The following is a 23604-nucleotide window of genomic DNA, read 5'->3' as shown; positions in this document are numbered from 1 at the left end:
GCGAACGCGCATCACGGCCTCACCCCTCATGACGCTCACGATGCCGCGCGCGCAGCGCGAGGTACCGGGGATCCCGGGCCGCGCGGTCCCATGCCGCCTTGAATATCCGGGCCGCCTCGGCCTTCACCGGATCCTCCGGCCCGCGGGGCGCCTCGGCCCGGCCGTGCGCTCCGCTGCGTCCCTTCCGATCGTCGGGCACCGGGCCGATGTACTTCTTCCCGCCCCGATGATTCGCGTATCTGCGGGCACGGGTGAACCCCATCTGGAGGAACTTCCGCGACATATCGGCGCCGACGAAGTCCTCCGCGTCGAGATATTCCGAGAACAGCTGCCAGATCTCCTCGCTCGACCGGCGCGCCTGCTCCGGCGTCGCGAATCTCCAGTGCGGCAGGATCTCCGACTTGTAGGGCTCCACCTTCAGGACGCCCTGCTCCCCGCGGCCGATGCGATAGAGATCGGGGCGCTCGCGAAAATCGATCCGCGCGAAGTCGAGCGAATAGTCGAACTCCTTCACCGCGACCCCCCGGCCGAGCCGACCGCGGAGGTCGGTTCCTCTTCCGCGAGCGCCACGATCCTCCGCGCCATGTCGGAGAAGACGACCCCGTGGAACGGCACGACGCCGAGCCAGTAGAGCCGGCCGGTCAGACCCGAGGGGAAGAAGATCGCCTGCTGCGTGTAGACCACGCCCCCGTCGTCGTCGACGACGCATCCGATCTCGAGCCACGCGGTGCCGGGCAGCTTCATCTCGGCCCGGAGACGCAGCATCCGGCCCGGCTCCATCGCCTCGACGCGCCAGAAGTCGACCGCGTCGCCCACGGCGAGCCGGGCCCTGCTGCGGCGGCCGCGGCGCAGCCCGACCCCTCCGACCAGCCGGTCCATCCAGCCGCGCACGCTCCACAGCAGGGCGGGCGAGTACCAGCCGTTGGCGCCGCCGATGCCCTCGATCACCGCCCACAGCCGCTCCGCGGACGCAGTGGTCGGCCTGGTGCGCTCGTCGGTGAACACGGTTCGGCCCGCCCAGTCGGGGTCGCTGGGCAGCGGGTCGCTCGGCGCTCCCGGAAGCGCGGCGTCGACCCAGCTGGTCTCGATCACGTCCGTCTCCATGCGGCCGAGCGCCAGGCGCACCGCGCGGCGGTACCGGGTGAGCCCGCCCTCCGGGGGCGGGACGATCCCGTCGATGTCGCGATCCTTCATCACGCAGTCGTGCTGCAGCGACTCGACGAGCGGCCTCGCGAGCTTCCGCGGCACGGGCGTGACGAGGCCGACCCAGTGCGAGGCGAGACGCGGCGTCAGCACCGGCAGTGCGAGGATGCGGCGCTGGGGCAGGCCGGCCTCGACGGCGTAGCCGTTCATCATCTGCCCGTACCGGAGCACATCGGGACCGCCGATGTCGTAGGCGCGGTTCACCGCTCCGTCGACCCGGGCCGACGCGAGGAGGTAGTACAGCACGTCCCGGATGGCGATCGGCTGGATGAGGTTGCGCACCCATCTCGGCGCCGGCATCACCGGCAGCACCTCGGTCAGGTGGCGGATCATCTCGAACGAGGCGGAACCGGATCCGATGATCACGCCCGCCTGCAGCACGACCGTCGCCACCTCCGATCGCAGGAGGATCCTCCCGACCTCGCGGCGCGAGGCGAGATGCGGCGACAGGGCGACCCCGCGGCCGTCGGGGGCGAGCCCGCCCAGATAGATCATGCGGCGGACGCCCGACTGCTCGGCCGCGCGAGCGACGTTCCGCGCGATCCGCCGGTCGACGCTCGAGAACCGGGTGCTGCCGTTCATCGAGTGCATGAGGTAGTAGACGATGTCCACGTCACGCATGGCCGCGGAGACGGCCCTCGGATCCGAGGCGTCCCCCTCGACGATCTCGGCCCGTTCGCGCCAGGGCATCGCGCGCACGCGGTCGACGGACCGGGAGAGCACCCGGATGCGGTACCCTGCCGCGAGCAGCCGCGGCACGAGCCGGCCGCCGACATACCCGGTCGCCCCGAGCACCAGCACGCGCGGGCGCTCGCCCGATCGATCCGGAACCGCCCGCAGCCGATCCTCCCCGCCGGTGGGGAAGCTCAGAGCGGCCGGATCATCGGAACTCAACCGTGTCCGTCCCTCCCGGCCCCTCGGTTCCGAGCAGCTTCGATGCGAGCACCCGGACGGCGCCCACGATCTTTCCCCCGTCGACGCCCCAGAACTGAGCCGAGTCGCCGTCCACGCGCAGCAGCGCGAGGTCCGGGTCCTGCTTCCCCTCGGGGAAGTAGGCCTCGACCCGCGCATCCCAGAGCTCGGCGACCTTCGCGGGATCGTCGACGAGCGACGCGGATCCCGAGACCGACAGCCAGCTGTCGGTGTTCGCGAACGAGAGGTTCGCCTCGGGATGCCGCCGGACCGAATCCGCCGCCTCGCTGCTCGACGCGATGAAGAACCACACCGCGCCGTCATCGGTCACCTGCTGCGGCGTCATCGGATGCGAGACGATCTTGCCCTCCTCGGTCACCGTCGAGAGCATGACGAAGCGCTCCTCCCGCATCAGCTCGACCACTTTCGCCGCGGTGAGATCGATCGAATCAGTCATCTGGTGTGCCTCCTCGGGGTGAGCGGACCGGAGCGGGCCTCGGTCCCGAGACGTCCGGCGCCGCTTGCGCGAGATCTCAGGCTATTCGACTCGCCCCCCGGCTGATAGGCCCTTGACACGCCCGCGGCTGCGCGTCAGGCGGAGTGACGAACCTCCGATGACGGACCCTCGCTGACCGGTGCCGACCCGCGCCGGAGGCTCTGCGCCCTCGCGAGCCCCTGGGAGTCGATCGTCTAGGGTGGTGGGATGCCCACCCGGATCGCTTTCGCGCGCTGGCGCAGCGACGTGCCGAGCGGCGGCAACCGGTACGACGACGAGCTGACCGCAGCGCTCCGCGCCGAGGGCTTCGATGTGCGGGAGCATCCCGTCCCCGGCTCCTGGCCCGCGCCGGGGGCCGCGGATCGCGCTCGGCTCCGCGAGCTGCTGCTGGCCGACCCGGGCACCCCGGGCGAGCACTGGCTGATCGACAACATCGTCGGCTCCGCGGCGCCCGAGATCATTCGCGAGGCGACGTCGGACGGGCGACGCGTGTCGATGCTCATGCACTTCTTCGCAGCCGATGAGCGGGCGATCCCGGCCGAGGAACGCGCGCGCCTCGCCGCTGCGGAGGCGGAGGCGGTGGCCGCGGCGAGCGCGATCGTCGCGACGAGCGCCTGGACGGCCGGCGAGGTGGCTCGACGGTACGGACGCACCGACGTGGCCGTCGCGCTTCCCGGCGTCGAGCCGGCCGGGCTCGCCCCGGGTGCGCGGCGCGGCGGCGGAGGATCCCCTCGGCTGCTCTGGCTGGCGCGGGTGACGCGCACGAAGGATCCGCTCGCGCTCGTCGACGCGCTCGCCGGGCTGCGGGATCTCGGCTGGAGCGCGCGCCTGGTGGGCCCGGACACGATCGACCCGGCGTTCGGCCGCGAGGTGCGCGGGCGGATCGCCGAGCTCGGCCTCGCCGACCGCGTCGCGGTGCTCGGCGCGCGCGAGGGCGACGCACTCGCATCGATCTGGGCGGAGACCGATCTGCTCGTGCACACCGCCCGCTCGGAGGCCTACGGCATGGTCGTCACCGAGGCGCTCGCGCGCGGTATTCCGAGCGTCGTGCCGGCCGGGACGGGGGCGGTCGAGGCGCAGCAGGGCGCCGGCGGACGCTTCCCTCCCGGCGATGCCGCCGCCCTCGCGGGCGCGCTGCGCGACTGGCTGAGCGACGCGCGGCTGCGGGAGCGCTGGCGCGCGGCTGCCGCGGAGCAGCGGCGGGCGCTGCCCTCCTGGCAGCGGGCCGCCCGGTCGGTCGCGGCGGCGCTCGCGGGCTGAGGGCGACGGTTCACCAGCGACGCTGCTCGGGGGCGACCACGGCGAGCACGCGCGCCTCGATCCGCTCCACGATCAGGTACGCCAGCAGGGAGACCAGGGTGACCACCACGACCGTCGACCACAGCGAGGTGTAGCGGCTCGTGGCCGCGTCGACGGCCATCAGATTGCCGAGCCCGGTGCCCGTGGCCAGCCACTCGGCGACGGTCGCGCCCAGCACGGCCGTGGGGGCGGCGATGCGCGCTGCGGCGAAGAACGCGGGCGCCATCGCCGGCAGGCGCCCGAGCAGCAGCACCCGGCCCGGCGGGGTCGCGTAGCTCGCGAAGAGGTCGGCGACCTGACCGGGCAGCTGGCGCAGGCCGGCCAGGCACGAGACGAGGGTCGGGAAGAACGTCATGATCGCCACGACCACGGCCGTGCCGAGCGCGCCGCGCCCCAGCGCGGCGACCAGCAGCGGGGCGATGGCGATGATGGGCACGCAGCGCAGCGCGACCGCCACCGGCGTGAGCGCGAGGCGAACCCGACGCGAGAGGGAGAACGCCGCGGCCAGCAGCACACCGGCCAGCAGCCCGGCGAAGTAGCCGGGGATCGCGACCGCCGCCGTCTGCCCGAGCGCCGCGAGCAGCTCGGCACGGTGCTCGGAGGCCGCGGGCCCCGACACCAGCCAGTCCCACACGTCCCATGGCATCTTGGCGAAGAACGGGTCGAGTCCGAGCGCCGCGAAGAGCCCCACCCAGATGACGAGCACCAGCGCGACCGTCGCCGCCGCGCCGCCGAGCGCCCGCGCCCAGCGCTGGGACAGGGATCGCCGCTCGATCGGCGAGGGCGGGGTCAGCAGCACCGTCGGCTGATCCGGCGTGAGGCGCCGCGCCGCGAGCGAGACGAGACCGTAGCCGATCAACGACACCGCGGTGCTCAGCACCATGAGCGCCCAGAGGCCATCGGTGTCGAGGCTCCGCATCGCGAGGATCGACAGCACCCCGAGGCCGCGCTCCGCGCCGGTGAACTCCCCGACCAGCGCCCCGAGGAAGGCCGCCGGCACCGATGCCTGCAGCCCCGCCATCAGATACGGCAGCGCCGCCCGCCCGCGCACCGCCACCAGCGTCGTCCACCGCCCGCGTCCGTACGAGGCCGTCAGCTCGAGCCAGTTGCGCGGCACGGCGCGCAGGCCGACGAGCAGCGGCACCAGCGTGAGGGTGAAGACCGCGAGCGCGGCGAGCGTGATCTGCGGGCCGTCGCCGAAGCCGTACACGAGCCGGAGCAGCGGCCCCAGAGCGACCAGCGGCAGGCAGTACACGACCAGGGCGATGCGCAGGACGAACCGTTCGAGTCCGGGCAGCAGCACCACGAGCAGCGCGAGCACGATCGCCGCCAGGTTGCCGAGCGCGTACCCGGCGAACGCCTCGCCCGTCGTGTAGAGCAGCCCGCGCCCGTACGTGCCGGCGTTCTCCACGAGCTTGGCCGCGATGCCCGAGGGCACGCCGATCAGATAGCGGTCGGCGAGGACGGTGCGGCCCAGCAGCTCCCAGAGGCCGAGCACCGCCGCCCCGGCGAGCACCGCCCGCAGCGGGGCGGCTCCGACGCGCGCGCTCATCAGTCGATGCCGAGCAGCCGGCCGATGCGTTCCACGAGCTCGCCGAACTCCGGGCGGCGGAGGTGCTCGATGCGTCGCGGCCGTTCCAGACCGACGTCGAGATCGGCGATGATCCCGCCGGGCCTGGGCGACATCACGAGCACGCGATCGGCGAGCAGCACCGCCTCTGAGATCGAGTGGGTCACGAGCAGCGTGGTGGTCGAGGCGCTCGACCACAGCGGCGGCAGTTCGATGTTGAGCCGCCGTCTGGTCAGCTCGTCGACGGCGCCGAACGGCTCGTCGAGCAGCAGCAGCCGCGGCTCGGTGACGAGGCATCTGGCGATCGCCGCGCGCTGCCGCATACCGCCGGAGAGCTGCGCCGGCCGCGCCCGCTCGAAGCCCGCGAGCCCGACGGTGCGCAGCAGCTCCGAGATCCGCGCGTGATCGACGGGCTGCCGCGCGAGCCTCTGCGCGAGCGCGACGTTGCCGGCCGTCGTGCGCCAGGGCAGCAGCGAGGCGTCCTGGAACGCGATCGAGAGCTCGCCGCGCCGGCGCACCTCCTGCGGCGCATCTCCCCCGATGCGCACCGAGCCGCCACGATCCGCCTCCTCCAGGCCGGCGACGATCCGCAGCAGCGTCGACTTGCCGCACCCGGACGGCCCGACGAGCGCGGTCACCGAGCCGGGCGCGAGCGTCAGGTCGAGCGGCTCGAGCACGCGCAGCGGATCCCGCGAATCCGCGGCGAAGGTCTTCGCGACACCGCGGCAGACGACCTCGGGAGCGCCGACGGCCGCAGGTGCGCCGACGCCCGCGGCGCCGGGATCGTTCACGCGGCCGGTCCGTCCCGATAGATCTCCTCGAGGAGCGTGCGGTCCCACAGGGCCTCGGTGCCGCCGTCGATGCCCAGCAGCTCGAAGAGCCGCAGGTTCTCCGCGATCTGCTCGTCGGTGAACCATCCGAAGCCGAACTCGTCGGTCGCGTCGGAGTACATGATGTCGAGCTGCACCTCGGCCTGCTCGCGCTGCGTCGCGAGATCGAGCCCGGCGTCGGGGTAGAGCTCCAGCGTGAGCTCCGCGGCGGCCTCGGGGTCGTCCTGGTAGAGCTGCCACCCCTGCGCATCGGCGCGGATGAGCCGCACGATCCGGTCGCGCGTCTCCTCGTCCTCCAGGCTCGAGCGCAGCACGGTGTAGGTCTGGCTCATCGGGTTGTAGCCGAAGTCGGCCAGCAGCATGGAGTGGGCCTCGACGCCCTGCACGGCGAGGGCGACCGGCAGGTCGTTGTAGAAGCAGTAGAGACCGTCCACCTGGCCCGCGGTCAGCACCGCGGGGTCGTACTGGCTCGGCACGAACTCCACCCGGTCCTCGGCCAGCCCGTTGATCGAGAGGAACGCCGAGAGCGCCGGGTTGTTCGCGGTGGCGACGCCGATCTTCTTGCCGACCAGATCCTCCGGCCGCTCGATCGGAGCCCCGGCGAGCGAGAGGATCGTGGCGGCGCTCTTCTGGTACTGCGCGCCGACGATGACGAGGTCGGCGCCCTCCGCGTTCGACCGGGCGACGCCGTCGGCGGCCGAGACGTTCAGCAGCGCCGCGCCGCTCACCGTGCTGGCGTCTCCGGCCACGTTCGGTCCGCCCGGGGCGAAGGAGACCCGCAGCCCCTGCTCCTCGAAGAGGCCGCGGTCCTGCGCGAGATAGGTGCCGCCGAACTGCACCGAATGCGTCCACGAGAGCTGGTAGGTGACCTCTGACGGACCGCTCGGATCCGAGGGGCCGCGGCTGCAGGCGACCATCCCGCCGAGTGCGAGTGCGCCGGCGCCGCCGAGGATCGCGCGGCGGGTGATGGGATGCGTTGACATGCGACCTCCGTTGGGGTGGCGGCGGGTTCGACCGAACGAGCCGCGCTCACCCCGGCTTTCGCAACAGTTTAGGGCGCGTCGCCGTGGTGCCGTCCGCCGGGCGCGGGGGCTTGCCCGTGCGCCGACGGATGCGGTAATGGCGCGCAGGACGCCGCGCGGGCCGCCTCCCGCCGTCCTGCATCGGCGCCTCGCCGTCGAGCGGTTCCGCGGCGAGGCGGGATCAGCCCGCGCGCGGACGGAAGAGGCGCCGGGCGAGGATCACCGCCCGGCGTTCCAGTTCCGCGACGTCGGCGGGGAGGAGCGAGGAGGCGATCTCGTACTCGTATCCGTCGAAGAAGGCGACGAGGATCGCGACCAGGTCGTCGAGCGACGCATCCGCCCCGACGTCGAAGGAGCCGTCCTCGACTCCGTCGGCGACCGCGTCGCGCAGCTCTCCGAGCCAGAGAGCGTACACGCCCTGCAGGCGGACGGCGAGCTGCGGGTGCCGCCGCTGCAGGCTCGCCATCTCGATCCAGAGCAGGCCCCGACTGTGCAGATCGGGCATCTCGCAGACGATGCGGACCATCCCGAGCACCCGCTCCCACGGCGGGATCCCGGCGATGCCGAGCGATGAGAAGCGCTCGACGAGCTGGTCGTTGGCGTGCGCCAGCGCCTCGCCGAGCAGGCGCTCCCTGCTGCCGAAGTAGTGCTGGATCATTCCCACCGAGACGCCGGCCTCCTCCGCCACGTCGCGGAGACGCGTGCCGTCGTATCCGCGTGCAGAGATGCACTCGAGCGCCGCGGTCAGGATCCGCCGCCGCTGCGGCCCGGCCGCTCGGACCATCAGCTGTAGATGACGTACACCTTCGACAGGCGCTCGGTCACCGTCCAGGTGCCCGTCCACCCCTTCGGGAAGATCGCCAGATCGCCGGCGCCGACCTCCTGGGGCGCCTCGCCGTCCCGCTGCACGGTCATCCTCCCGCCGAGCACGTAGATCACCTCGCCGCTCTCGGCGAAGTCCCAGCGCGAGACGCCTTCCTCGGTCTCCCACGTCCCCGCGTGGAGGCCGTCGTCCTCGGTGGAGAAGAGGTTGAAGGTCTTCGTCTCGATATCCGCCCCGAGCGGATCCGCCAACGGCAGCTGCAGCGGCTCGATGGTCTTCTGCGCGTCCTCGACGTCCGCGATGCGACTGATGATGGCCATGATCCTCCTCGATACTGAGCAATACCAATATATTGATATCGGTCTTCCGAGATTACACCCGAACCCGCGTCCGGACAAGGCCCCCGCAGGCCTCGACGGCCCGGCCCGGACGCCGCCGGACGCCCGGATCGGCGGCGCTCCCCCCGAAGCGCTGTCGCTTTGCCCGGAAGAGTGGGAGTATGACACCCATGGGATTTCTCAACTACGGAGGATCTCAGGAGTACGAGTTCGAGGATCGGACGCTCGCGCACCTGAAGATCGCCATCACGATCAAGCTCAGACGGCAGGAGAGCTTCCTCATGAGCTGGGTGAATCCCGCCGAGCGCGGCGGCGGCCGCGTCTCGATCTGGCTCGCCCCGTCCATCCCCCTCACCTTCAGGTTCGCGGGCAGCCGGACGCCCAAGCTGGACAAGTCGTGGCTGGCGGTCCTCGCGGAACTCGCCAACACCCCCCGGGGGCTCATCGTCGTCTCCGAGCAGGAGGCGCAGAAGCACCTCGCGAGGCGCAAGGATCAGGAGTAGGCCCATGGGTTCCCTCTACTACGGCGAAGGGGCGCGGTTCACGTTCGACGACCGCCTGCTGACCCACCTCAGGACCGTGATACTCGGCAAGCTCAACCTGCAGGAGAGCCTCGTGTTCACCTGGTCCGGCGACGGGCGTCAGCACAGCATCTGGCTGCATCCCGCGGTCTCCCTCCGTTTCGAGTTCGACGACGAGGCCACCCCCGAGATCAACCACGCCTGGATCGAGCGCCTGCTCGCGCTCGCCAACTCCGGCTCGGGGCTCAGGATCGTCGAGGAGCCCGAGGGCGAGGGCTGAGCGCCCCGCCGGCGAGGACGACGAGCGTCCAGAGCCCGGCGGTGACGATCAGGCCGGCGGCCAGAGCGATCAGTCCGGCCGTCCGGTTGTAGGCGAAGTCGAAGACGAGACCGGTCACGCCCGACGCGAGCACCGCCACCACGGCGAGGTTCACGATCAGCAGCGAGTTGCCGACACGGACCACCCGGGCCTTCTGTCGCTTGCCGAAGTGGCTGCGGTGCAGCGCGACGAGGGCGAGCCCGAGCGCGGTGGCGAGCCCGGCGAACCCGACCAGCACCAGGTAGAGCGGCCGCTGATAGTCGTCCAACTCCGTGAACCGGGGCTGGAAGGCGACCGCGAGGAGGAAACCGCCGAGGATCTGGGTGCTGGTCTGGGTGATGCGGACCTCCTGGAGGATCTCGCTCCAGTTGCGGTCGGCGCGCTCGGTCGGCGTCTCCGACCGGCCGTCCAGCGCGGCGGCGCTGCGGGACTCGCCCGCGGTCCGCTCGCCGCCCCGCATCAGAGACCCCGACCCGCGCCCGGCGGATCACACCGTCTGACCGGCGTGCCGCCCCTCCCCGATCTCCTCGACCAGCTTCCGGTTGAACGCCGGCAGATCGTCGGGAGTGCGGCTGGAGACGAGCCCCTGGTCGACGACCACCTCCTCGTCCACCCATTCCGCGCCCGCGTTGCGCAGATCGGTGCGCAGGCTCGGGAAACTGGTGAGGATGCGGCCCCTCACGACATCCGCCTCGATGAGGATCCACGCCCCGTGGCAGATCACGCCCACGGGCTTGTGCTGCGCGAAGAACTCGCGCGCGAAGCGCTGCGACGCCTCGTCCATCCGGATCCGGTCGGCGTTCACCACTCCCCCCGGCAGCACCAGCGCGTCGAAATCCGCTGCGGAGGTCTCCCCCGGGTGCGCGTCCACCGCCTGCCGATGGCCGTTCTTCCCAGTCACCTCGGAGCCGTTCGGGGCGATCAGGCTCGCCCGAGCGCCGGCCTCCGTCACCGCCTCCCACGGGCTCGTCAACTCGCTGTCCTCGTACCCGTCGCTCACGAGGAACGCCACCTTCGAATCTGAGAGATGCATCGTCTCGAGTCCTTTCCGCCTGTTCGGTTCTCGTCCGGTCCACTCCCACGCTCCCAGGCGGCTCCGCTCGGGAAAAGGGGGTGGCCCGAGGCTCCGGATCGTGTTAACGGACGCGCGGCCGGGGCGCGGCCGCCTCAGTGGTTCCGGATCCTGTCGATGAGCTCGGCCTTGCGCAGCTTCGAGTATCCGGTCAATCCGAGTTCTTTGGCGCGGCCGCGCAATTCCGCCACGGTACGGTCCTCGTAGTCGTCGGCTCGGCCGCCGCGGCGGCCGAGCGCGGCGCGCCCGTCCTTCGCGGCGGCGTTCGAGATCCGGGCGGCCTTCTCCTGCGAGGCGCCCTCCTCGCGGAGACGGTCGTACAGTTCGGGATCCTTCAGCCGGGGATTCGGCACGATGTTCACACTCCTCGGTTTCGACAGCGGGACGGCGCGACCTCCCCGTCTCCTCTCGGTTTCGACGGCAGCGCGCTCAGCGGCAGCGTAGGCCGCCGTCTGAACAGCGGCGAGGCCCTCGACATCCGCGGGGCCGGCGGGTACGCTCCTCCGCGGACCGCGCCCGTCGTGCCGATCGCACAGAGCGACGTGTTCTGCAAGGGGCTCCCGTGCATCGCGGCGCGGTCATACGATCCCGGAGAGGATAGCCTCACGGAGCAGTGGACTGCGGCTCGACCACCGGCAGGTCGAATCAGTGATGGGAGAGGAAGCGGAATGCACCGTGGACGCGATGAAGAGCAGGACGAATTCGAGCTCGGGATCCTGCGCACCATGTACGAACTGGAGACCGCCGTGCGACGCTTTCCCGGGCTGCACGTGCGCCACTCCCCAGGGCCTTTCGTCGATGCGAGCGGCCCGAACGTCGATCTCGAAAGCGGGCTCGAGCTGCCCGGCCTCTCGGCGGATCCGCTGGACCCGGAGGACTGGTGGCACCGCCCCGTCGCGGATTGGCTGGCGCGGCAGCTCCGCGGATACCGGCAGCTCGCCGATCGCGAGCCCGACCGCATCGCCTGGGTGCTGACCGGCCAGTTCGTCGGCCGAGGCCCGGATGGCGAGCCGCTGCTCGCGAACGTCCTGCCCGTGGCCGGGCTCTCCGACGAACTGATCGCGGAGGCCGAGGACCGCTATCGCACCTTCTTCGACGCCGGGCGGGACACGGCGGGCGGGTCGCGCCGCCCCTCCCCCTAACGCATGCGCGGCGCCGTACGCAAGCCCCTGGAAGCTCCGCGGTGCGACGCCTAGCGTTGAGATGAGCGCCCGGGGCCTCCCGGGAGTCGTCCGATCGATGAAGGAGCAAGACCATGGGTTTTCTCGCATTTCTGTTACTCGGCCTCATCGCCGGTGCCATCGCCAAGGCGATTCTGCCCGGACGGCAGGGAGGGGGTTGGATCGCCACGCTGATCCTCGGCGTGGTGGGCGCGATCGTGGGCGGCTGGCTCGGTTCGCTGCTCTTCAACGCGGATCTCGACCGTTTCTGGTCGCTTGAGTCCTGGCTGCTGGCGATCGGCGGATCCGTCCTCGTGCTGCTGGTCTACGGCGTGCTGGTCGGTGGCCGGAAGCGCGCGGAATGACCGCCCCACAGCCGGCGGCAAGGCGTCCCTCCGCGGACGACCGCGCCGCGGATGCCGACGAGGACGTGACGAGCGATCCCGCCCACGACGACCGCCTCGGCTCCGACTGGGTGGATGAGGGAGGAGCGACCGCCGACGGACCGGCGACGGCGGATCGCTCCCCGGAGGCGAACGAGCCCGCCGCGGATTGATCGGGTCTCGGCGCCCTCCGCCTGCCGCACGGGGCAGAATAGAGGGGTGCCCGTAGAGACCTTCGAGATGCCGATCGCCGTCGACCTCGTGGCGGTGGGAGTCGGCAGCCTGCAGGGCGCCCTCTTCGCGGCCGGGTTCAAGCGGATCGACCTGCTCGGCGTCGCCATCATCGGCATCGCCTCGGGCATCGGCGGCGGCTTCCTCCGCGACATCCTGCTCGGCGTCTCCCCCGCGGCGTTCTCGAGCGACCTCTATCTGATCGTCGCCACCGGGGCGGCATTCATCGGCATGCTCCTGCAGCGTCTCCTGCGCAAGGCGGACCCCGTCATCACGCTGTTCGATGCGCTCAGCCTGGGCCTGTTCGGCGCGATCGGCACGACCAAGGCGCTCGCGTTCGGGCTGCCGATCGCACCGGCGCTGTTCATCGGCGTGGTCTCGGCCGTGGGCGGCGGCGTGCTGCGCGACGTGATCCTCAACATCCCCATCGCGCTGATGCACGTGGGGTCGCTGTACGCGGTGGCGGCGCTGCTCGGCGTGACGGTGCTCGCGGTGCTCCTGGCGTTCGACGTTCCGGTGATGGTCGCCGGCGGCGTCTGCGTCGCCGTGACGACGCTGCTGCGTCTGCTGGCGGTGCGATTCGGCTGGAGCCTGCCGGAGCAGCGCGCGCTGAGCAGGATCAGGCTCCGCAAGCAGCGCCAGGTCGAGGAGGCGATCGACCAGGCGCTGCACACGGGGATGCTCACCGTGCCGATCGCCCTGCCGCAGCCCCAGCCCGACGAGCAGGAGACGCCGACGAAGCCGCGGCGGAGGCGCCACCGACGCGGCAGAAGCCGCGGTGGTTCCGGCCCCCAGGCCCCGTAGGAGATGCCCCGGGACGAAGCCCCGCGCACTCGGCTGCGCGCGTCGAATTGTGCACTCCGTCCCCGCCCGCGAAAATGAAGGCATGAATCCGACTGGGGGGCAGACGGCGAGGTCATCGACGACAGAGACGGCGGAGGACGCGAAGCGCGGGCGGGCGCGCGTCATGCTCTACGCCGTGCTGCTGGCGGGTGTGCTCCTGGTGAACGCGGCGGTCTTCGCGTGGGGCGCCTTCGCAGGATGGTGGCAGCCGCACGCACGCAATCTGCAGGTGATCGCCGCGATCTCCCAGTTCAACCTCCTCTTCGCGATCCTGCCCCGGCAGCACTGGATGGTGAACTTCCTCTCCTGGCTGGCGACGCGGGCTCCCACCTCCTGGCCGCTGCGACTGCGCTGGAGGCTCGCGCAGTACTACCACGTCGGCGGGCTGCATGTCGGCGGAGCGATCGCGGGCACCGCCTGGTACCTCGTCTACGTCGTGCTGCTCGCACCGGCCTGGGCAGATGGGGAGGCCGGCTACGACGACGTCTCCGTGGCGATCGCGATCCTCGTCGTGCTCATGCTCCTCGCGATCTGCGTGCTCGCGGCGCCGGGCCTCCGGACCCGCCATCACAACCTGTTCGAGGCCTCGCACCGCTTCGGAACCTGGACCGTGCTCCTGCTGGCCTGGGGCAACGCGCTCGTCCTGGCGCACCTGCAGACGCCCGCGCGCACCTTCTGGGAGGCGCTGCTCGCCTCTCCGGTGTTCTGGATGCTCGCGGTCTCGACCGTGTTCGCGATCTGGCCGTGGCTGCTCCTGCGCCGGGTACCGATCACGGTGGAACGCCCCTCGAGTCATGCGGCGGTGGTGCGCCTGGACTACGGCGTGGTGCCCCCGGTCGGAACCACCCGCGCGATCAGCAGGAATCCCTTGTTCGGCTGGCATCCCTTCGCCTGCGTGCCCGCACCGGCCGGAGAATCGGGCTATCGGATGGTCGTCTCGCGCGCGGGCGACTGGACCTCCCGCTTCATCGACGACCCGCCCTCGCGCATCTGGGTGCGCGGCCTTCCGACCGCGGGCGTCGCGAATGCCAAGCGCCTCTTCAACCGGGTGCTCTACGTGACCACGGGAAGCGGAATCGGTCCCGCCCTCGGGCATCTGCTGACCGATACGCAGGGCGCCCGACTGGTGTGGGTCACGAAGGATCCGCGGACGACCTACGGCGACGATCTGGTCGACGAGGTGATGGCGGCGCAGCCCGCGGCGGTGATCTGGAACACGTCCGAGCAGGGCAAGCCCGACGTCTTCGCGCTCTCCCACGACGCGTATGTGGAGTCCGGCGCGGACGCGGTGATCTGCGTATCGAACCGCCCGGTCACCAGCCGGGTCGTCGGCGAGTTCGAGCGGCGAGGGGTGCCGGCGTTCGGGCCGATCTGGGATTCCTGAGCGACCGGCTGCCCGGGGGTCCGCCGTGGGAAGAGGTCGCCGCTCAGGCTGCGGCCGTGCCCCCGCGCAGCTCGGCCAGCTCGCGCCCGGAGCGCTGAGCGTCCGCCTCGGCGTTCGCCTTGAGTCCGGCGGCCAGCTCGGTGAACGGGTCGAGCGCTGGATTGACGCCGACCAGCGTGAACGGGCGCTGCACCACGCGGAGGTCGAGACCCCAGACGTCCTCGAGCACCCGGCGCAGCCAACCGGTCGAATGGTCCCAGCCCTCCTTGGGCGTGCCCGGATCGTAGTTGCCGCCGAGCACCGTGACGAGCGTGGCCGGCTTGCCCTGCAGCGCGGTCCCCTCGGGGTTGATGCGCGCGTCCGTGTAGGCGAGATCGAACCAGGTCTTGAAGTGCTGCGAGACCCCGAAGTTGTAGAGCGGCACGGCGAACAGCAGCGCATCGGCATCGACGAGCTCGTCGGCGAGCGCCGTGGCGAGTGCGAGCGCCTCGCGCTGCGCATCGCTGCGATCCGCCTCCTCGGCGAGTCCGCCGATCACCGCGTTCTGCCAGGCGGTGGCCGGGATCGGGTCCGCGGCGAGGTCGCGACGCGTCACCGTCGAATCCGGGTGGGCGGCCGTCCACTGCGCTTCGACGAGGTCGGCGAGCGCGCGGCTGGCCGACGTCGCGGGGAGGATGCTGGCGTCGAGGCGGAACAGTGTCACGAGAACTCCGATCTGAAAGTATAAGTCACTAGTAAATTATTAGCGACTATCGAGAGTGTAGCACGATAGGATCGAGACATGGAAGCCGATGACCGCGAGAGGCACGAGTGCGATGCCGCCGTCGGTCTCGCCTTCACGATCCTCGGCAAGCGCTGGAACGGCATGATCATCGACGCCCTCGGAGGCGGCCCCCTCTCCTTCGCGGCGCTGCGTCGCTCCGTCTCCGGCATCAGCGATGCGGTCCTCTCGGATCGCCTCACCGAGCTCGCCGAGGCCGTGCTCGTCTCCCGCAGCGTGGATCCGGGGCCGCCGGTGGCCGTCTCCTACGCGCTCACGCCGGGCGGCGCGCAGCTGCTGCCGGTGCTCGAGCAGCTCGGAGCCTGGGCCTCGGAGCATCTCGAGGCCTCCCCGGCGCGCGAGCGCGGGACGGTCTCCCCATGAGCAGCGCGCCCCGCCCCGCGCGCCGCGCCCTCGTCGTCGTGGATGTCCAGCAGGAGTATTTCTCGGGGCGGCTCGGGATCCAGTACCCGCCCCGCGAGCAGAGCCTCGCCCGGATCATCGATCTCCTCGGGGCTGCGGACGCCGCCGGGATGCCGGTCGCGGTGATCCAGCACGAGAACCCGGTCGGCGCACCGGCGTTCGCCCTGGGATCCCCCGGCCACGAACTGCACCCGGAGCTCGCGCGACGACTCCGGCCGGAGTGGAAGCGGGTGTCGAAGCGCTTCGCGAGCGCCTTCGACGGCACCGAACTCCTCGATTGGAGCCGCGCGCTCGGCATCGACACCCTCACGCTGGTGGGCTACATGACCAACAACTGCCTCCTCGCGACGGCCGCCGCCGCGGCCCCGCTGGGGCTCGACATCGAGGTCGTGTCGGACGCGAGCGGCGCCGTCCACCTCTCCAACGAGGCGGGAAGCGTCTCGGCCGAGCATCTGCACCGGACGCTGATGGTGCTGCTGCAGTCGAACTTCGCCGCGGTCACCGAGGCGGACGCCTGGATCGCGGCCGTCAGAGACGGCGCCCGCCCGCCGCGGAGCAATCTGATCGCCTCGGCCACCGCGTTCGGTCCGCCGGGCTGACCCCGTCCGCCGTTCAGCGCCCGATGCCGACGAGCCCGGACTCGTAGGCCGCGATCACCATCTGAGTCCGGTCGCGCAGACCGAGCTTGCCGAGGATGCGCGAGACATGCGTCTTCACCGTCTGCTCGGAGAGAAAGAGCTGCTGCGCGATCTCGGCGTTCGAACTCCCGCCGGCCACCAGCCGCATGACGTCGAGCTCGCGCTCCGTGAGCGGCGCCAGCGTCGCGGATCGGGCGTGCGCGGGCGGGCGGGCGACGTAGTCCGCGATGAGCCGGCTCGTGATCGACGGGGCCAGCAGCGCGTCGCCCCCGGCGACGATGCGGACCGCCGCCACGAGATCCTCGGCGGTCGCGTCTTTGAGCAGGAACCCGCTCGCTCCGGCCTGCAGTGCGGAGAACACGTACTCATCCGCGTCGAACGTCGTGAGCATGATGACCCTGGGGTGTTCGAGCCCCGGCATGCCGAGGATCGCCCGCGTCGCGTCGAGTCCGTTCATCCGGGGCATGCGGATGTCCATGAGCACGACGTCGGGCCGCGTCCGGCGCACGAGCGCGACGGCCTCGTCGCCGTCCGCCGCGCTGCCCACGACCGAGAGATCGCCCTGAGCGTCCAGGAGCGCGCCGAAGCCCTGGCGCACCATCGCCTGATCGTCGATGATCGCGACCCTGATCACAGGCCCGGTCGCTGGTGGCCCGTCGGTCTCGGATGACGCCATAGAGCCGATGATAGCGAGCGAAGAACGATCCGGGATCCCTCTCCCGTATCACGCGCGATCACCCCGTGGAGTGACGCGTGAGGGGTGGACCCGGGCCTAGCGTGATCCGTGGCGCGGCCGGCGCCGGACAGCGGCCGGCCGCACCGCCGCCCGCACGCGGCCGCGACGGCGCCGGATGGCGTCGTCCGGCGGAATAGGAGAAGCTGACATGGTGACCACCCCCTCGACCCCCGGACGGAACGCCCCGCTCTGGTCGATCTCGCGCATCGGCCGGGACTACGCGTTCGTGCTCCCCGGGTTCTTCGTCTCGCTGCTGGCCTTCGTGCTGCTCGTGCCGCTCACCGCGCTGTCGCTCGGCACGCTCGTCGTCTGGGTCGGCGCCCTGCTGCTGCCCGTCGCGCTGCGCCTCGCCTCGGTGTTCGCCGAGCTCTCGCGCACCCGCGTGCGATCCTACGGCGTCGACGTGCCCACTCCGGCGTACGCTGCGACACGCCCCGGCCTCGCGGGGCACCTGCGCACCATGATCGACCCGCGGCGCTGGCTCGATCTCGCCTTCGAGACGCTGGTCGCGTTCCCGCTGCGCACCTTCACCTTCGTCACGGCGGTCACCTGGACGGGGGTCGCGGTGGGCGGCATCACGCACGTGATCTGGGGCGTCTTCCTGCCGCAGGACGATCTCACCCTCGCCGGCCTGATCCTCGAGGGGCTCACTGCGGGCGCGGCACCCGACGCGCTCGCCCATTCGCACCTGCTGGAAGCAGGGTTCAACTTCGTGGCGGGGTGCCTCTTCCTGGTGACCCTGCCCGCGGTGCTGCGCGGCCTCGCGCGGCTCGACGCGGCGACGACCGCGACCGCGCTCGGCGGGTCCGGGCTCTCCGCTCCGGCCGGAACGGAGCGCGGCGCCGAGGTCCCCGACGGGACCGGCCCGGCGGGTTCGCCTCCGGGCCGCGATCCCGTGCGCTCCGCCGCGAACGAGCCCGTCGCCCCGCAGGCGGTGGTCTCCGATCCCGCGGTCACCGGGGACGGCTGGGCCTGGATCGCGACGACCGCGGGGGCTGTCGTCTCGGTCGCGGTCGCCTGGCCGCTGCTGGCCGCCCTGTACGGGGTGCCCGTCGTCATCGCCATGATCCTCGCCCTCGCCCCCGCAGCCGCGCTCCTGCTCGCCGTCCGCTGGCCCGCAGCCGGGATCGCGGTGCTGACGACGGCCGCGACCGCCACGGCGCTGGCGACCGCCGGTGGCTCCGAATGGCCCTGGCCCTGGCCGGTCATGACGCTGATCGCGCAGGCGATGCTGATCCTGCTGCTCGGGCTGCGCCGCCGTTGGGGCTGGGCGCTCGCGAGCTGGCTGCTGCCGCAGGCGGCGGTCGCCGCCACCGCCCTGCCGTTCGGCCTCGACGGCGGCGGGTGGGGCAGCATCAGCACCTCCTCCGCCGTGACCGGCGGGGTGCTGGTCGTCGCCGTGGTGACGCGCCAGCTGCATGCGAGCCGGGGCGCGCTGCGCGAGGAGCGCCGCACGAGCGCCGAGCTGAGCGCCCGGCGGCACGAGCTCGAAGAGCGCAACCGGATCGCCCAGGAGCTCCACGACGTCGTCGCGCACAGCATGTCGGTGATCAGCGTGCAGGCGACGACCGCGCGCTACCGCCTCGACGGCCTGGATCCGGCCGCCGAGACGGAGTTCGCGTCGATCGCGGATTCCTCGCGGCAGGCCCTCGGCGAGATGCGGAGCCTGCTCGCCCTGCTGCGCTCCTCCGGCGACGACCGCGAGGCGCCGCTCGCGCCGCGCCCGACGCTCGACGATCTGCCCGCGCTCGTCGAGGCGACCCGGCGCTCGGGCGCCCGGATCTCCCTCGACGTGACGCGACGGCGCGATGCGGAGGGAGCGGAGGCGTCGGCGATCCCGGCGGCGACGGGACTCACCGCCTACCGGATCGTTCAGGAGGCCCTCAGCAACGCGATGCGGCACGCGCCCGGATCCGCGATCGGCGTCGTCGTGACGGAGGACGGTGAGCGGATCGTCCTCGATGTCGAGAACGGCCCGGCGGATCCTCCCGACGGGCAGCCGGTGGTCCCGGGTGCGGGGCTCGGCCTCGCCGGCGTGCGGGAGCGCGCGACCGCGCTCGGCGGCTCCGTCGAGTCGGGCGCCACCGCCTCCGGCGGGTTCCGCGTGAGCGCGACCCTGCCGCTCGGCTAGACCCGGCGCCCCCTCAGCCGCGGTTCCGGTCGGCGCGAGGGACCGCGAACTCGACGAGCCGACCCGACTGCGGGGCGAGGTCGGTCCAGTCGCCCGCGAACTCGATCGTCGCTATCCCGCTGGTGGGGAACTTCTCCTCGAATCGCTCCCGCGCCGGAGTCTCCTCCCGCACCGCGAGGAGGTCGACGAGCTGCGCGACGCCGGGAAGGTGGCCGAGCACCAGCGCGGTGGCGGTGCCGGCGGGGAGCCCCCGGAGCAGTGGGAGCAGGTCGGACGGGGACGCCTCGTAGATCTCGTCGTGATGGCTGACCTCTCGAGCGGCGGCGCCTCCGACGACCGCGCGCTCCCACGTCTGCCCGGTGCGCCGCGCCGACGAGCAGAGCACCCGATCGATCCGCCGGCAGCGCTCGGCCAGATACGCGCCGGCGACGACTCCGTCCCGTTCGCCCCTGAGGTTGAGCGGTCGGCGATGATCCGTCTCCCCGGTCTCCCAGGAGGACTTGGCGTGACGCATGACGAAGAGGGTGCGCGACATGGGGTCAGGATACCCGAGCGCCGCACCGGCTCAGGTCGGGGCGGGACCGCCGGGCCCGCTCAGTCGCGTCCGCCCATCCCGCGAGGCGCCGGGTCGGGGCGCTGCAACCGCGACAGGAACCCCTCGCTCGGCGGGCGCCGCCGGCGATCGAGCAGCGAGACGACCACGACCGCCAGGGCCGACAGCGGGATCGTCCAGGCGCCGGGCTGCGCCAGCAGCGACGACCACAGGCCGTGATCGGGCCCGACGATGCGGAAGGCGATGAGCGCACCGCCGCAGGAGGCGGCGCCCACCAGCATGCCCGCGATCGCCCCGCGCGCGGTCAATCGCGACCACCACACCCCCAGCAGGATCACGGGAGTCAGGCTCGACGCGGCGAACACGAACACGGTCCCCACGCTGGAGACCAGCCCCTCCCCGATGGTGATGAGCGACCACACCAGGGGCACCAGGGTGCAGAGCACCGCCGAGATCCGGAACCCTCGCACCGTGCCGCCGAACAGCTCCTGACTGACGACGCCGGCGAGTGAGACCACGAGCCCGGAGGCGGTTCCGAGGAACGCGGCGAAGGCGCCGGCGACGATGAGCGCCGTGAGCAGCTGACCGGCGAGGCCGGGCAGCACTTTCGTCGGCAGCGCCAGCACGACGGTGTCGGCGAGGCCCGCCTCGGCCATCTCCGGAGCGACGACCCGGGCGATGAGGCCCATCGTGCTGGAGGCGGCGTAGAACAGCCCGATCATCACGATCACGAGCACGGTGGTGTGCCGCGCCGACGCGCCGTTCGGGCTCGTGTAGAAGCGCACCAGCACGTGCGGCAGTCCGATCGTGCCGAGCAGCAGGGCGAACAGCAGCGAGAGCGTCGCATAGGCATCGGTGCCGGCCGGGCCCGCCTCGACGGGGAATGCCTCCGCGGGGTCGATCCGCGTGTCCGCGCCGAACAGCACGATCAGCATGACGATCGCCGGGAGCGCGAGCGCCGTCAGCTTGATCCAGTACTGCATCGCCTGCACCGCGGTGATCGCGCGCATGCCCCCGGCGGCGACGATCGCGGCGACCAGGACCGCGATCACCACCGCGCCCGCCCAGCGGGGCATCCCGGCGACCACGCCGAGACTCAGGGCGGCGCCGTGCATCTGCGGCACGATGTAGAGCCATCCGATCACCAGGACCACGATCGAGGTGATCCGCCTCGCCGCCAGGGATCGCAGCCGCGCCTGTACGAAGTCCGGGATCGTGTAGGCCCCGCTGCGCCGGAGCGGGGCGGCGACGAAGAGCAGCACGAGCAGGTAGCCCGCGGCGTAGCCGATGGGGAACCAGAAGCCCTCGCTGCCGGAGAGGAGGACGAGGCCCGCGAGCCCCAGGAAGGTTCCGGCCGAGAGGTACTCGCCGCTGATCGCGGAGGCGTTCCACACCGGGCGCACGCTGCGGGACGCCACGAAGAAGTCCCCCGTGGTCCGGCTCACGCGGACCCCGGCGAACCCCATGACCGCGGTGGCGACCACGAGCAGTCCGACCGCGATCAGATCGAACACGGGGTTCATCGCCGCTCCGTCCCGCTCGACGGGCCCGAGACGAGTTCGCGGTACCGCCGCTCATTGGCGTGCGCGCCGCGCACGTAGGCGATCGCGAAGACCGCGATGATCGGGTAGTACCCGTAGGCCTGCAGCAACCAGCTCAGCGGCACGCCGAGGATCACCGGGTCGCCCCACTCCGGCAGCAGCGAGAGCACCGCCGTGAAGGCCAGGATCACCACCAGGAAGGCGAGGAGGGTGCCGAGCGCCAGACGGAACTGCGAGCGGGCGAGACCGCGGAGATAGACGGCGCCGTCCTCGCGCATCGTGGCGGCGGGCTCCGCTCCCGCCCCGGCGGCGGGTGGCGCGCTCCGCCGCTCGCCGCCGGTCCGCACGCGCACCCGTGGCGGCGGATCGGCCGTCTCGTCGGCTAACGCAGCCATCGCAGCGCCTCACGTACGCTCGGCACCATCCGCCTGCTGACGGGGATGCGCGCCGCCCCGACCTCGATGACGGGCGCGGCCCCGCCGAGCCGGCACTCGGTCACCGCGTCGAGCCGCACCAGGTAGGAGCGGTGCACGCGAACGAAGCCCGCCTCGCCCCAGCGCTTCTCGAGCTCGGAGAGGGGCGCGCGGAGAAGGTGGCTGCCGCTGCTCGTCCACAGCCGCGAGTAATCCCCCTGCGCCTGGATCCACTGCACCTCGCTGCGCCGCACGAGGCGGACCGTCGACCCGACGGTCACCGGCACCGTCTCGTCGGCCGCACCGTCGGATGCCTCCTCGGCGGCGAGCGCGCTCGCCTCGATCACGCGGTCCAGCGCGCGGCGGACGCGGTCGGCCCGGATCGGCTTGAGCACGTAGTCGACGGCGCGCACCTCGAACGCGTCGAGCGCCCCGGCCTCGTCAGCGGTCACGAACACGATCGCCGGCCGCACCTGAAGCGCCTCGATCGCCCGGGCGACGGCGAAGCCGTCCGCACCGGGCATGTGGATGTCGAGGAATGCGCCGCCGAGCGGCCGCGTGGAGAGGACCTCGATCGCCTCGGCTCCGTTGCGGGCGGCGTGTATCTCGCCGACACGGGCATCGGCCGCGAGCATCGCGGTCAGCTCGGTCAGCGCCGGAGGCTCGTCGTCGGCAACCAGGAGTTCGATGCTCATCTCGCGCCTCCCCCGCCGTTCGTCCGATCGGCGTCCTCGCGCGTCTCCACGCGCTCGACCTCGTGCAGCGGCTGCGAGCGCGGGATGCGCATGCGCACCAGCGTGCCCGCGCCGACGTTGGTCTCGACGACGAGGCCGCTGCCGTCACCGTACAGCTGGCGGAGCCTCGTGTCCACGTTGCGCAGCCCGACGTGCTGCATCGGGGCGGTGTCGCCGAGGAGACGGGCGAGGGACTCCGGATCCGCGCCCGCGCCATCGTCCTCGACCGTGATCTCGGTGTGGGTACCGTCATCCGCCGAGGAGATGCGCACCGTCCCCCCGCGCTCCCCCTTCTCGAGCCCGTGCCGCACCGCGTTCTCGACGAGCGGTTGCACGCTCAGGAACGGGATGACCGCGGTCAGCGTCTCCGGCGCGATCTGCAGCCGGACGCGGAGACGATCGCCGAAGCGGGCCTGTTCGAGTTCGAGGTAGGAGCGGATGCTGCCGAGCTCGTCGGCGAGGGTGGTGAACTCCCCCTGCCTGCGGAACGAGTAGCGGGTGAAGTCGGCGAACTCGAGCACGAGTTCGCGCGCCCGCGGCGGATCCGTGCTGATGAACGAGGCGATCGCCGTCAGCGCGTTGTAGATGAAGTGCGGACTGATCTGGGCGCGCAGCGCGCGCAGCTCCGCCTCGGCGAGCGCCGAGCGGGATGCCTCCAGCGCGCTGATCGCGAGCTGTCCCGCGCACCACTCGGCCGCCTCCGTGGCCGCACGCACCAGCGGCGCCCGGACGCTCCGGTCGAAGGCGATCAGCGTGCCCCAGGGCTCGCCCTCGATCGCGATCGGAGCCCCGACCGCCTCGAGCCCCTCGACTCCCGTGCGCGCGGACACCTGCCGCCGGCCGCTCTGCTCGACGCGCCGCGCGAAGCGCAGCGCCTCGGCCTCCAGCGCCGCTCCGGCCTCGGTCTCCCGCTCGGCCGACGCGCTCGAGACGTGCGCCTCCTCCCCCACGACGATCGCGACCGCCTCGGCTCCGAGCAGCGTGCGCAGATGACGCGCCGCCCGCACGCTCCCGGTGGAGCGGCGTCCGCCGCGGAGGGCCTGTGCGGCCAGGCCCGCGATGTGCAGCGTCGTATAGGCGGCGCGATCCGCGTCGCTTCCGAGTTCCCGCGACGCCCGGGCGATCCGGCGCGCGATGACCAGCGCGAGCGTGATCGCCACGCCGGCGGCGAAGCCGGCGCCGGCTGAGATGAGGGCGGTGTCCGGCATGTCCACCATTCTGGCCGAGCGCGGGCTCCTCCGCATCGCGCTGCGCCCGCCCCCGCGCACG

At 72.1% G+C, this 23604-nt stretch carries 29 protein-coding genes; 11 read left to right on the top strand and 18 right to left on the bottom strand.

Translation table 11 applies throughout. The features are described 5' to 3' along the window. Positions 1 to 19: 19 nt before the first annotated feature. Genes J4H92_RS10725 through J4H92_RS10715 form a run of 3 tightly spaced genes read right to left on the bottom strand, consistent with a single transcriptional unit; the run spans position 20 to position 2572 of the window. The gene (locus J4H92_RS10725; protein ID WP_208098179.1) at positions 20 to 514 is read right to left on the bottom strand and encodes a DUF4385 family protein; all 495 of its coding nucleotides are present in this window, start codon (positions 512 to 514) and stop codon (positions 20 to 22) included. Next, entirely contained in the window at positions 511 to 2097 is a 1587-nt protein-coding gene (locus tag J4H92_RS10720; RefSeq protein WP_424960871.1) for an SDR family oxidoreductase, read from the bottom strand. The genes J4H92_RS10725 and J4H92_RS10720 overlap by 4 nt, the downstream gene beginning before the upstream one ends. Next, positions 2084 to 2572, bottom strand: coding sequence for a pyridoxamine 5'-phosphate oxidase family protein (locus J4H92_RS10715; RefSeq protein ID WP_208098178.1), 489 nt, complete (start codon positions 2570 to 2572; stop codon positions 2084 to 2086). Before J4H92_RS10715 ends, J4H92_RS10720 begins: the two co-directional genes overlap by 14 nt. Positions 2573 to 2818: 246 nt before the next feature. Here J4H92_RS10715 and J4H92_RS10710 point away from each other — a divergent pair, with 246 nt between their 5' ends. Further along, positions 2819 to 3871, top strand: a complete 1053-nt coding sequence (locus tag J4H92_RS10710; RefSeq protein ID WP_208098177.1) for a glycosyltransferase — start codon at positions 2819 to 2821, stop codon at positions 3869 to 3871. A gap of 10 nt (positions 3872 to 3881) precedes the next feature. Here J4H92_RS10710 and J4H92_RS10705 read toward each other — a convergent pair whose 3' ends face one another. From J4H92_RS10705 to J4H92_RS10685, 5 genes are all read right to left on the bottom strand, one after another. Beyond that, a complete protein-coding gene (locus J4H92_RS10705) occupies positions 3882 to 5462 on the bottom strand; it encodes an ABC transporter permease (RefSeq protein WP_208098176.1) in 1581 nt (526 codons plus the stop codon). Next, positions 5462 to 6271 carry an ATP-binding cassette domain-containing protein gene (locus tag J4H92_RS10700; protein ID WP_208098175.1) on the bottom strand — a complete coding sequence of 270 codons (810 nt, stop codon included), beginning with the start codon at positions 6269 to 6271 and terminating at the stop codon, positions 5462 to 5464. The genes J4H92_RS10705 and J4H92_RS10700 overlap by 1 nt, the downstream gene beginning before the upstream one ends. Continuing rightward, positions 6268 to 7293 (bottom strand): ABC transporter substrate-binding protein, encoded by a 1026-nt coding sequence (locus J4H92_RS10695; protein ID WP_208098174.1) that lies wholly within the window; start codon positions 7291 to 7293, stop codon positions 6268 to 6270. Before J4H92_RS10695 ends, J4H92_RS10700 begins: the two co-directional genes overlap by 4 nt. A 220-nt stretch (positions 7294 to 7513) precedes the next feature. Continuing rightward, positions 7514 to 8116, bottom strand: coding sequence for a TetR/AcrR family transcriptional regulator (locus J4H92_RS10690; RefSeq protein ID WP_208098173.1), 603 nt, complete (start codon positions 8114 to 8116; stop codon positions 7514 to 7516). After that, positions 8116 to 8475: a cupin domain-containing protein gene (locus tag J4H92_RS10685; RefSeq protein ID WP_208098172.1), complete on the bottom strand. Its 360-nt coding sequence runs from the start codon at positions 8473 to 8475 to the stop codon at positions 8116 to 8118. The genes J4H92_RS10690 and J4H92_RS10685 overlap by 1 nt, the downstream gene beginning before the upstream one ends. Positions 8476 to 8663: 188 nt before the next feature. On the opposite strand from J4H92_RS10685, the gene J4H92_RS10680 reads away from it, so the two are divergent. Next, positions 8664 to 8996 (top strand): DUF7882 family protein, encoded by a 333-nt coding sequence (locus J4H92_RS10680; RefSeq protein WP_208098171.1) that lies wholly within the window; start codon positions 8664 to 8666, stop codon positions 8994 to 8996. 4 nt (positions 8997 to 9000) lie between these two features. Then, positions 9001 to 9294, top strand: a complete 294-nt coding sequence (locus tag J4H92_RS10675; protein WP_208098170.1) for a DUF7882 family protein — start codon at positions 9001 to 9003, stop codon at positions 9292 to 9294. Here the strand turns inward: J4H92_RS10675 and J4H92_RS10670 are convergent. The 3 genes from J4H92_RS10670 to J4H92_RS10660 form a co-directional block, all read right to left on the bottom strand. Beyond that, on the bottom strand, positions 9260 to 9793 hold the full coding sequence (locus tag J4H92_RS10670; protein WP_208098169.1) for a DUF6328 family protein: 534 nt from the start codon (positions 9791 to 9793) through the stop codon (positions 9260 to 9262). The genes J4H92_RS10675 and J4H92_RS10670 overlap by 35 nt on opposite strands. Positions 9794 to 9820: 27 nt before the next feature. Next, positions 9821 to 10366: a type 1 glutamine amidotransferase domain-containing protein gene (locus tag J4H92_RS10665; RefSeq protein ID WP_208098168.1), complete on the bottom strand. Its 546-nt coding sequence runs from the start codon at positions 10364 to 10366 to the stop codon at positions 9821 to 9823. 134 nt (positions 10367 to 10500) lie between these two features. Continuing rightward, positions 10501 to 10758 carry a Rho termination factor N-terminal domain-containing protein gene (locus tag J4H92_RS10660; protein WP_341783071.1) on the bottom strand — a complete coding sequence of 86 codons (258 nt, stop codon included), beginning with the start codon at positions 10756 to 10758 and terminating at the stop codon, positions 10501 to 10503. 315 nt (positions 10759 to 11073) lie between these two features. Here J4H92_RS10660 and J4H92_RS10655 point away from each other — a divergent pair, with 315 nt between their 5' ends. The 5 genes from J4H92_RS10655 (at position 11074) to J4H92_RS10635 (ending at position 14406) form a co-directional block, all read left to right on the top strand. Beyond that, positions 11074 to 11547, top strand: a complete 474-nt coding sequence (locus J4H92_RS10655; RefSeq protein ID WP_243752237.1) for a DUF6098 family protein — start codon at positions 11074 to 11076, stop codon at positions 11545 to 11547. Positions 11548 to 11660: 113 nt separating this feature from the next. Then, entirely contained in the window at positions 11661 to 11930 is a 270-nt protein-coding gene (locus J4H92_RS10650; protein ID WP_208098166.1) for a GlsB/YeaQ/YmgE family stress response membrane protein, read from the top strand. After that, the gene (locus J4H92_RS10645) at positions 11927 to 12121 is read left to right on the top strand and encodes a hypothetical protein (RefSeq protein WP_208098230.1); all 195 of its coding nucleotides are present in this window, start codon (positions 11927 to 11929) and stop codon (positions 12119 to 12121) included. Before J4H92_RS10650 ends, J4H92_RS10645 begins: the two co-directional genes overlap by 4 nt. 46 nt (positions 12122 to 12167) lie before the next feature. Continuing rightward, a complete protein-coding gene (locus J4H92_RS10640; RefSeq protein WP_341783070.1) occupies positions 12168 to 12983 on the top strand; it encodes a trimeric intracellular cation channel family protein in 816 nt (271 codons plus the stop codon). An 82-nt stretch (positions 12984 to 13065) separates the two neighbouring features. Further along, positions 13066 to 14406 (top strand): ferredoxin reductase domain-containing protein, encoded by a 1341-nt coding sequence (locus J4H92_RS10635; protein WP_208098165.1) that lies wholly within the window; start codon positions 13066 to 13068, stop codon positions 14404 to 14406. Between the two features lie 43 nt (positions 14407 to 14449). Here the strand turns inward: J4H92_RS10635 and J4H92_RS10630 are convergent, their stop codons facing one another. After that, the gene (locus J4H92_RS10630; protein ID WP_208098164.1) at positions 14450 to 15109 is read right to left on the bottom strand and encodes an NAD(P)H-dependent oxidoreductase; all 660 of its coding nucleotides are present in this window, start codon (positions 15107 to 15109) and stop codon (positions 14450 to 14452) included. A gap of 78 nt (positions 15110 to 15187) precedes the next feature. On the opposite strand from J4H92_RS10630, the gene J4H92_RS10625 reads away from it, so the two are divergent. Together J4H92_RS10625 and J4H92_RS10620 are read left to right on the top strand one after the other, a co-directional pair. Further along, on the top strand, positions 15188 to 15550 hold the full coding sequence (locus J4H92_RS10625; RefSeq protein WP_208098163.1) for a winged helix-turn-helix transcriptional regulator: 363 nt from the start codon (positions 15188 to 15190) through the stop codon (positions 15548 to 15550). Continuing rightward, on the top strand, positions 15547 to 16188 hold the full coding sequence (locus J4H92_RS10620) for an isochorismatase family protein (RefSeq protein ID WP_208098162.1): 642 nt from the start codon (positions 15547 to 15549) through the stop codon (positions 16186 to 16188). Before J4H92_RS10625 ends, J4H92_RS10620 begins: the two co-directional genes overlap by 4 nt. Positions 16189 to 16201: 13 nt before the next feature. Here J4H92_RS10620 and J4H92_RS10615 read toward each other — a convergent pair whose 3' ends face one another. Beyond that, positions 16202 to 16903 carry a response regulator gene (locus J4H92_RS10615; protein WP_208098161.1) on the bottom strand — a complete coding sequence of 234 codons (702 nt, stop codon included), beginning with the start codon at positions 16901 to 16903 and terminating at the stop codon, positions 16202 to 16204. 208 nt (positions 16904 to 17111) lie between these two features. On the opposite strand from J4H92_RS10615, the gene J4H92_RS10610 reads away from it, so the two are divergent. Next, on the top strand, positions 17112 to 19094 hold the full coding sequence (locus J4H92_RS10610) for a sensor histidine kinase (RefSeq protein ID WP_208098160.1): 1983 nt from the start codon (positions 17112 to 17114) through the stop codon (positions 19092 to 19094). A gap of 13 nt (positions 19095 to 19107) precedes the next feature. Here J4H92_RS10610 and J4H92_RS10605 read toward each other — a convergent pair whose 3' ends face one another. From J4H92_RS10605 to J4H92_RS10585, 5 genes are read right to left on the bottom strand one after another with little or no spacing between them, the layout of a single operon-like run. Next, a complete protein-coding gene (locus J4H92_RS10605) occupies positions 19108 to 19629 on the bottom strand; it encodes a SixA phosphatase family protein (protein ID WP_208098159.1) in 522 nt (173 codons plus the stop codon). Between the two features lie 59 nt (positions 19630 to 19688). Then, the gene (locus J4H92_RS10600; protein ID WP_208098158.1) at positions 19689 to 21170 is read right to left on the bottom strand and encodes a sodium/solute symporter; all 1482 of its coding nucleotides are present in this window, start codon (positions 21168 to 21170) and stop codon (positions 19689 to 19691) included. Beyond that, positions 21167 to 21583, bottom strand: coding sequence for a heavy metal transporter (locus J4H92_RS10595; RefSeq protein ID WP_243752236.1), 417 nt, complete (start codon positions 21581 to 21583; stop codon positions 21167 to 21169). The genes J4H92_RS10600 and J4H92_RS10595 overlap by 4 nt, the downstream gene beginning before the upstream one ends. After that, positions 21571 to 22296: a LytR/AlgR family response regulator transcription factor gene (locus J4H92_RS10590; protein ID WP_208098157.1), complete on the bottom strand. Its 726-nt coding sequence runs from the start codon at positions 22294 to 22296 to the stop codon at positions 21571 to 21573. Before J4H92_RS10590 ends, J4H92_RS10595 begins: the two co-directional genes overlap by 13 nt. Then, the gene (locus tag J4H92_RS10585; RefSeq protein ID WP_208098156.1) at positions 22293 to 23543 is read right to left on the bottom strand and encodes a sensor histidine kinase; all 1251 of its coding nucleotides are present in this window, start codon (positions 23541 to 23543) and stop codon (positions 22293 to 22295) included. Before J4H92_RS10585 ends, J4H92_RS10590 begins: the two co-directional genes overlap by 4 nt. Positions 23544 to 23604 lie beyond the last annotated feature (61 nt).

Origin of the sequence: Leucobacter weissii (assembly GCF_017565745.1) — a bacterium.
In the GTDB taxonomy this organism is placed as follows: Bacteria; Actinomycetota; Actinomycetes; order Actinomycetales; family Microbacteriaceae; genus Leucobacter; species Leucobacter weissii.
Note: the sequence above shows the minus strand (reverse complement) of the source record. Positions and strands in the feature narration are given on the sequence as shown.

What these genes read in the sequence shown, in the direction of transcription:
- J4H92_RS10685 (WP_208098172.1), bottom strand. Translation starts at nt 8,475, where the DNA reads ATGGCCATCATCAGTCGCATCGCGGACGTCGAGGACGCGCAGAAGACC.
- J4H92_RS10680 (WP_208098171.1), top strand. Translation starts at nt 8,664, where the DNA reads ATGGGATTTCTCAACTACGGAGGATCTCAGGAGTACGAGTTCGAGGAT.
- J4H92_RS10605 (WP_208098159.1), bottom strand. Translation starts at nt 19,629, where the DNA reads ATGTCGCGCACCCTCTTCGTCATGCGTCACGCCAAGTCCTCCTGGGAG.
- J4H92_RS10620 (WP_208098162.1), top strand. Translation starts at nt 15,547, where the DNA reads ATGAGCAGCGCGCCCCGCCCCGCGCGCCGCGCCCTCGTCGTCGTGGAT.
- J4H92_RS10655 (WP_243752237.1), top strand. Translation starts at nt 11,074, where the DNA reads ATGCACCGTGGACGCGATGAAGAGCAGGACGAATTCGAGCTCGGGATC.
- J4H92_RS10585 (WP_208098156.1), bottom strand. Translation starts at nt 23,543, where the DNA reads ATGCCGGACACCGCCCTCATCTCAGCCGGCGCCGGCTTCGCCGCCGGC.
- J4H92_RS10705 (WP_208098176.1), bottom strand. Translation starts at nt 5,462, where the DNA reads ATGAGCGCGCGCGTCGGAGCCGCCCCGCTGCGGGCGGTGCTCGCCGGG.
- J4H92_RS10690 (WP_208098173.1), bottom strand. Translation starts at nt 8,116, where the DNA reads ATGGTCCGAGCGGCCGGGCCGCAGCGGCGGCGGATCCTGACCGCGGCG.
- J4H92_RS10675 (WP_208098170.1), top strand. Translation starts at nt 9,001, where the DNA reads ATGGGTTCCCTCTACTACGGCGAAGGGGCGCGGTTCACGTTCGACGAC.
- J4H92_RS10610 (WP_208098160.1), top strand. Translation starts at nt 17,112, where the DNA reads ATGGTGACCACCCCCTCGACCCCCGGACGGAACGCCCCGCTCTGGTCG.
- J4H92_RS10710 (WP_208098177.1), top strand. Translation starts at nt 2,819, where the DNA reads ATGCCCACCCGGATCGCTTTCGCGCGCTGGCGCAGCGACGTGCCGAGC.
- J4H92_RS10615 (WP_208098161.1), bottom strand. Translation starts at nt 16,903, where the DNA reads ATGGCGTCATCCGAGACCGACGGGCCACCAGCGACCGGGCCTGTGATC.
- J4H92_RS10670 (WP_208098169.1), bottom strand. Translation starts at nt 9,793, where the DNA reads ATGCGGGGCGGCGAGCGGACCGCGGGCGAGTCCCGCAGCGCCGCCGCG.
- J4H92_RS10650 (WP_208098166.1), top strand. Translation starts at nt 11,661, where the DNA reads ATGGGTTTTCTCGCATTTCTGTTACTCGGCCTCATCGCCGGTGCCATC.
- J4H92_RS10595 (WP_243752236.1), bottom strand. Translation starts at nt 21,583, where the DNA reads ATGGCTGCGTTAGCCGACGAGACGGCCGATCCGCCGCCACGGGTGCGC.
- J4H92_RS10590 (WP_208098157.1), bottom strand. Translation starts at nt 22,296, where the DNA reads ATGAGCATCGAACTCCTGGTTGCCGACGACGAGCCTCCGGCGCTGACC.
- J4H92_RS10695 (WP_208098174.1), bottom strand. Translation starts at nt 7,293, where the DNA reads ATGTCAACGCATCCCATCACCCGCCGCGCGATCCTCGGCGGCGCCGGC.
- J4H92_RS10600 (WP_208098158.1), bottom strand. Translation starts at nt 21,170, where the DNA reads ATGAACCCCGTGTTCGATCTGATCGCGGTCGGACTGCTCGTGGTCGCC.
- J4H92_RS10715 (WP_208098178.1), bottom strand. Translation starts at nt 2,572, where the DNA reads ATGACTGATTCGATCGATCTCACCGCGGCGAAAGTGGTCGAGCTGATG.
- J4H92_RS10645 (WP_208098230.1), top strand. Translation starts at nt 11,927, where the DNA reads ATGACCGCCCCACAGCCGGCGGCAAGGCGTCCCTCCGCGGACGACCGC.
- J4H92_RS10625 (WP_208098163.1), top strand. Translation starts at nt 15,188, where the DNA reads ATGGAAGCCGATGACCGCGAGAGGCACGAGTGCGATGCCGCCGTCGGT.
- J4H92_RS10665 (WP_208098168.1), bottom strand. Translation starts at nt 10,366, where the DNA reads ATGCATCTCTCAGATTCGAAGGTGGCGTTCCTCGTGAGCGACGGGTAC.
- J4H92_RS10635 (WP_208098165.1), top strand. Translation starts at nt 13,066, where the DNA reads ATGAATCCGACTGGGGGGCAGACGGCGAGGTCATCGACGACAGAGACG.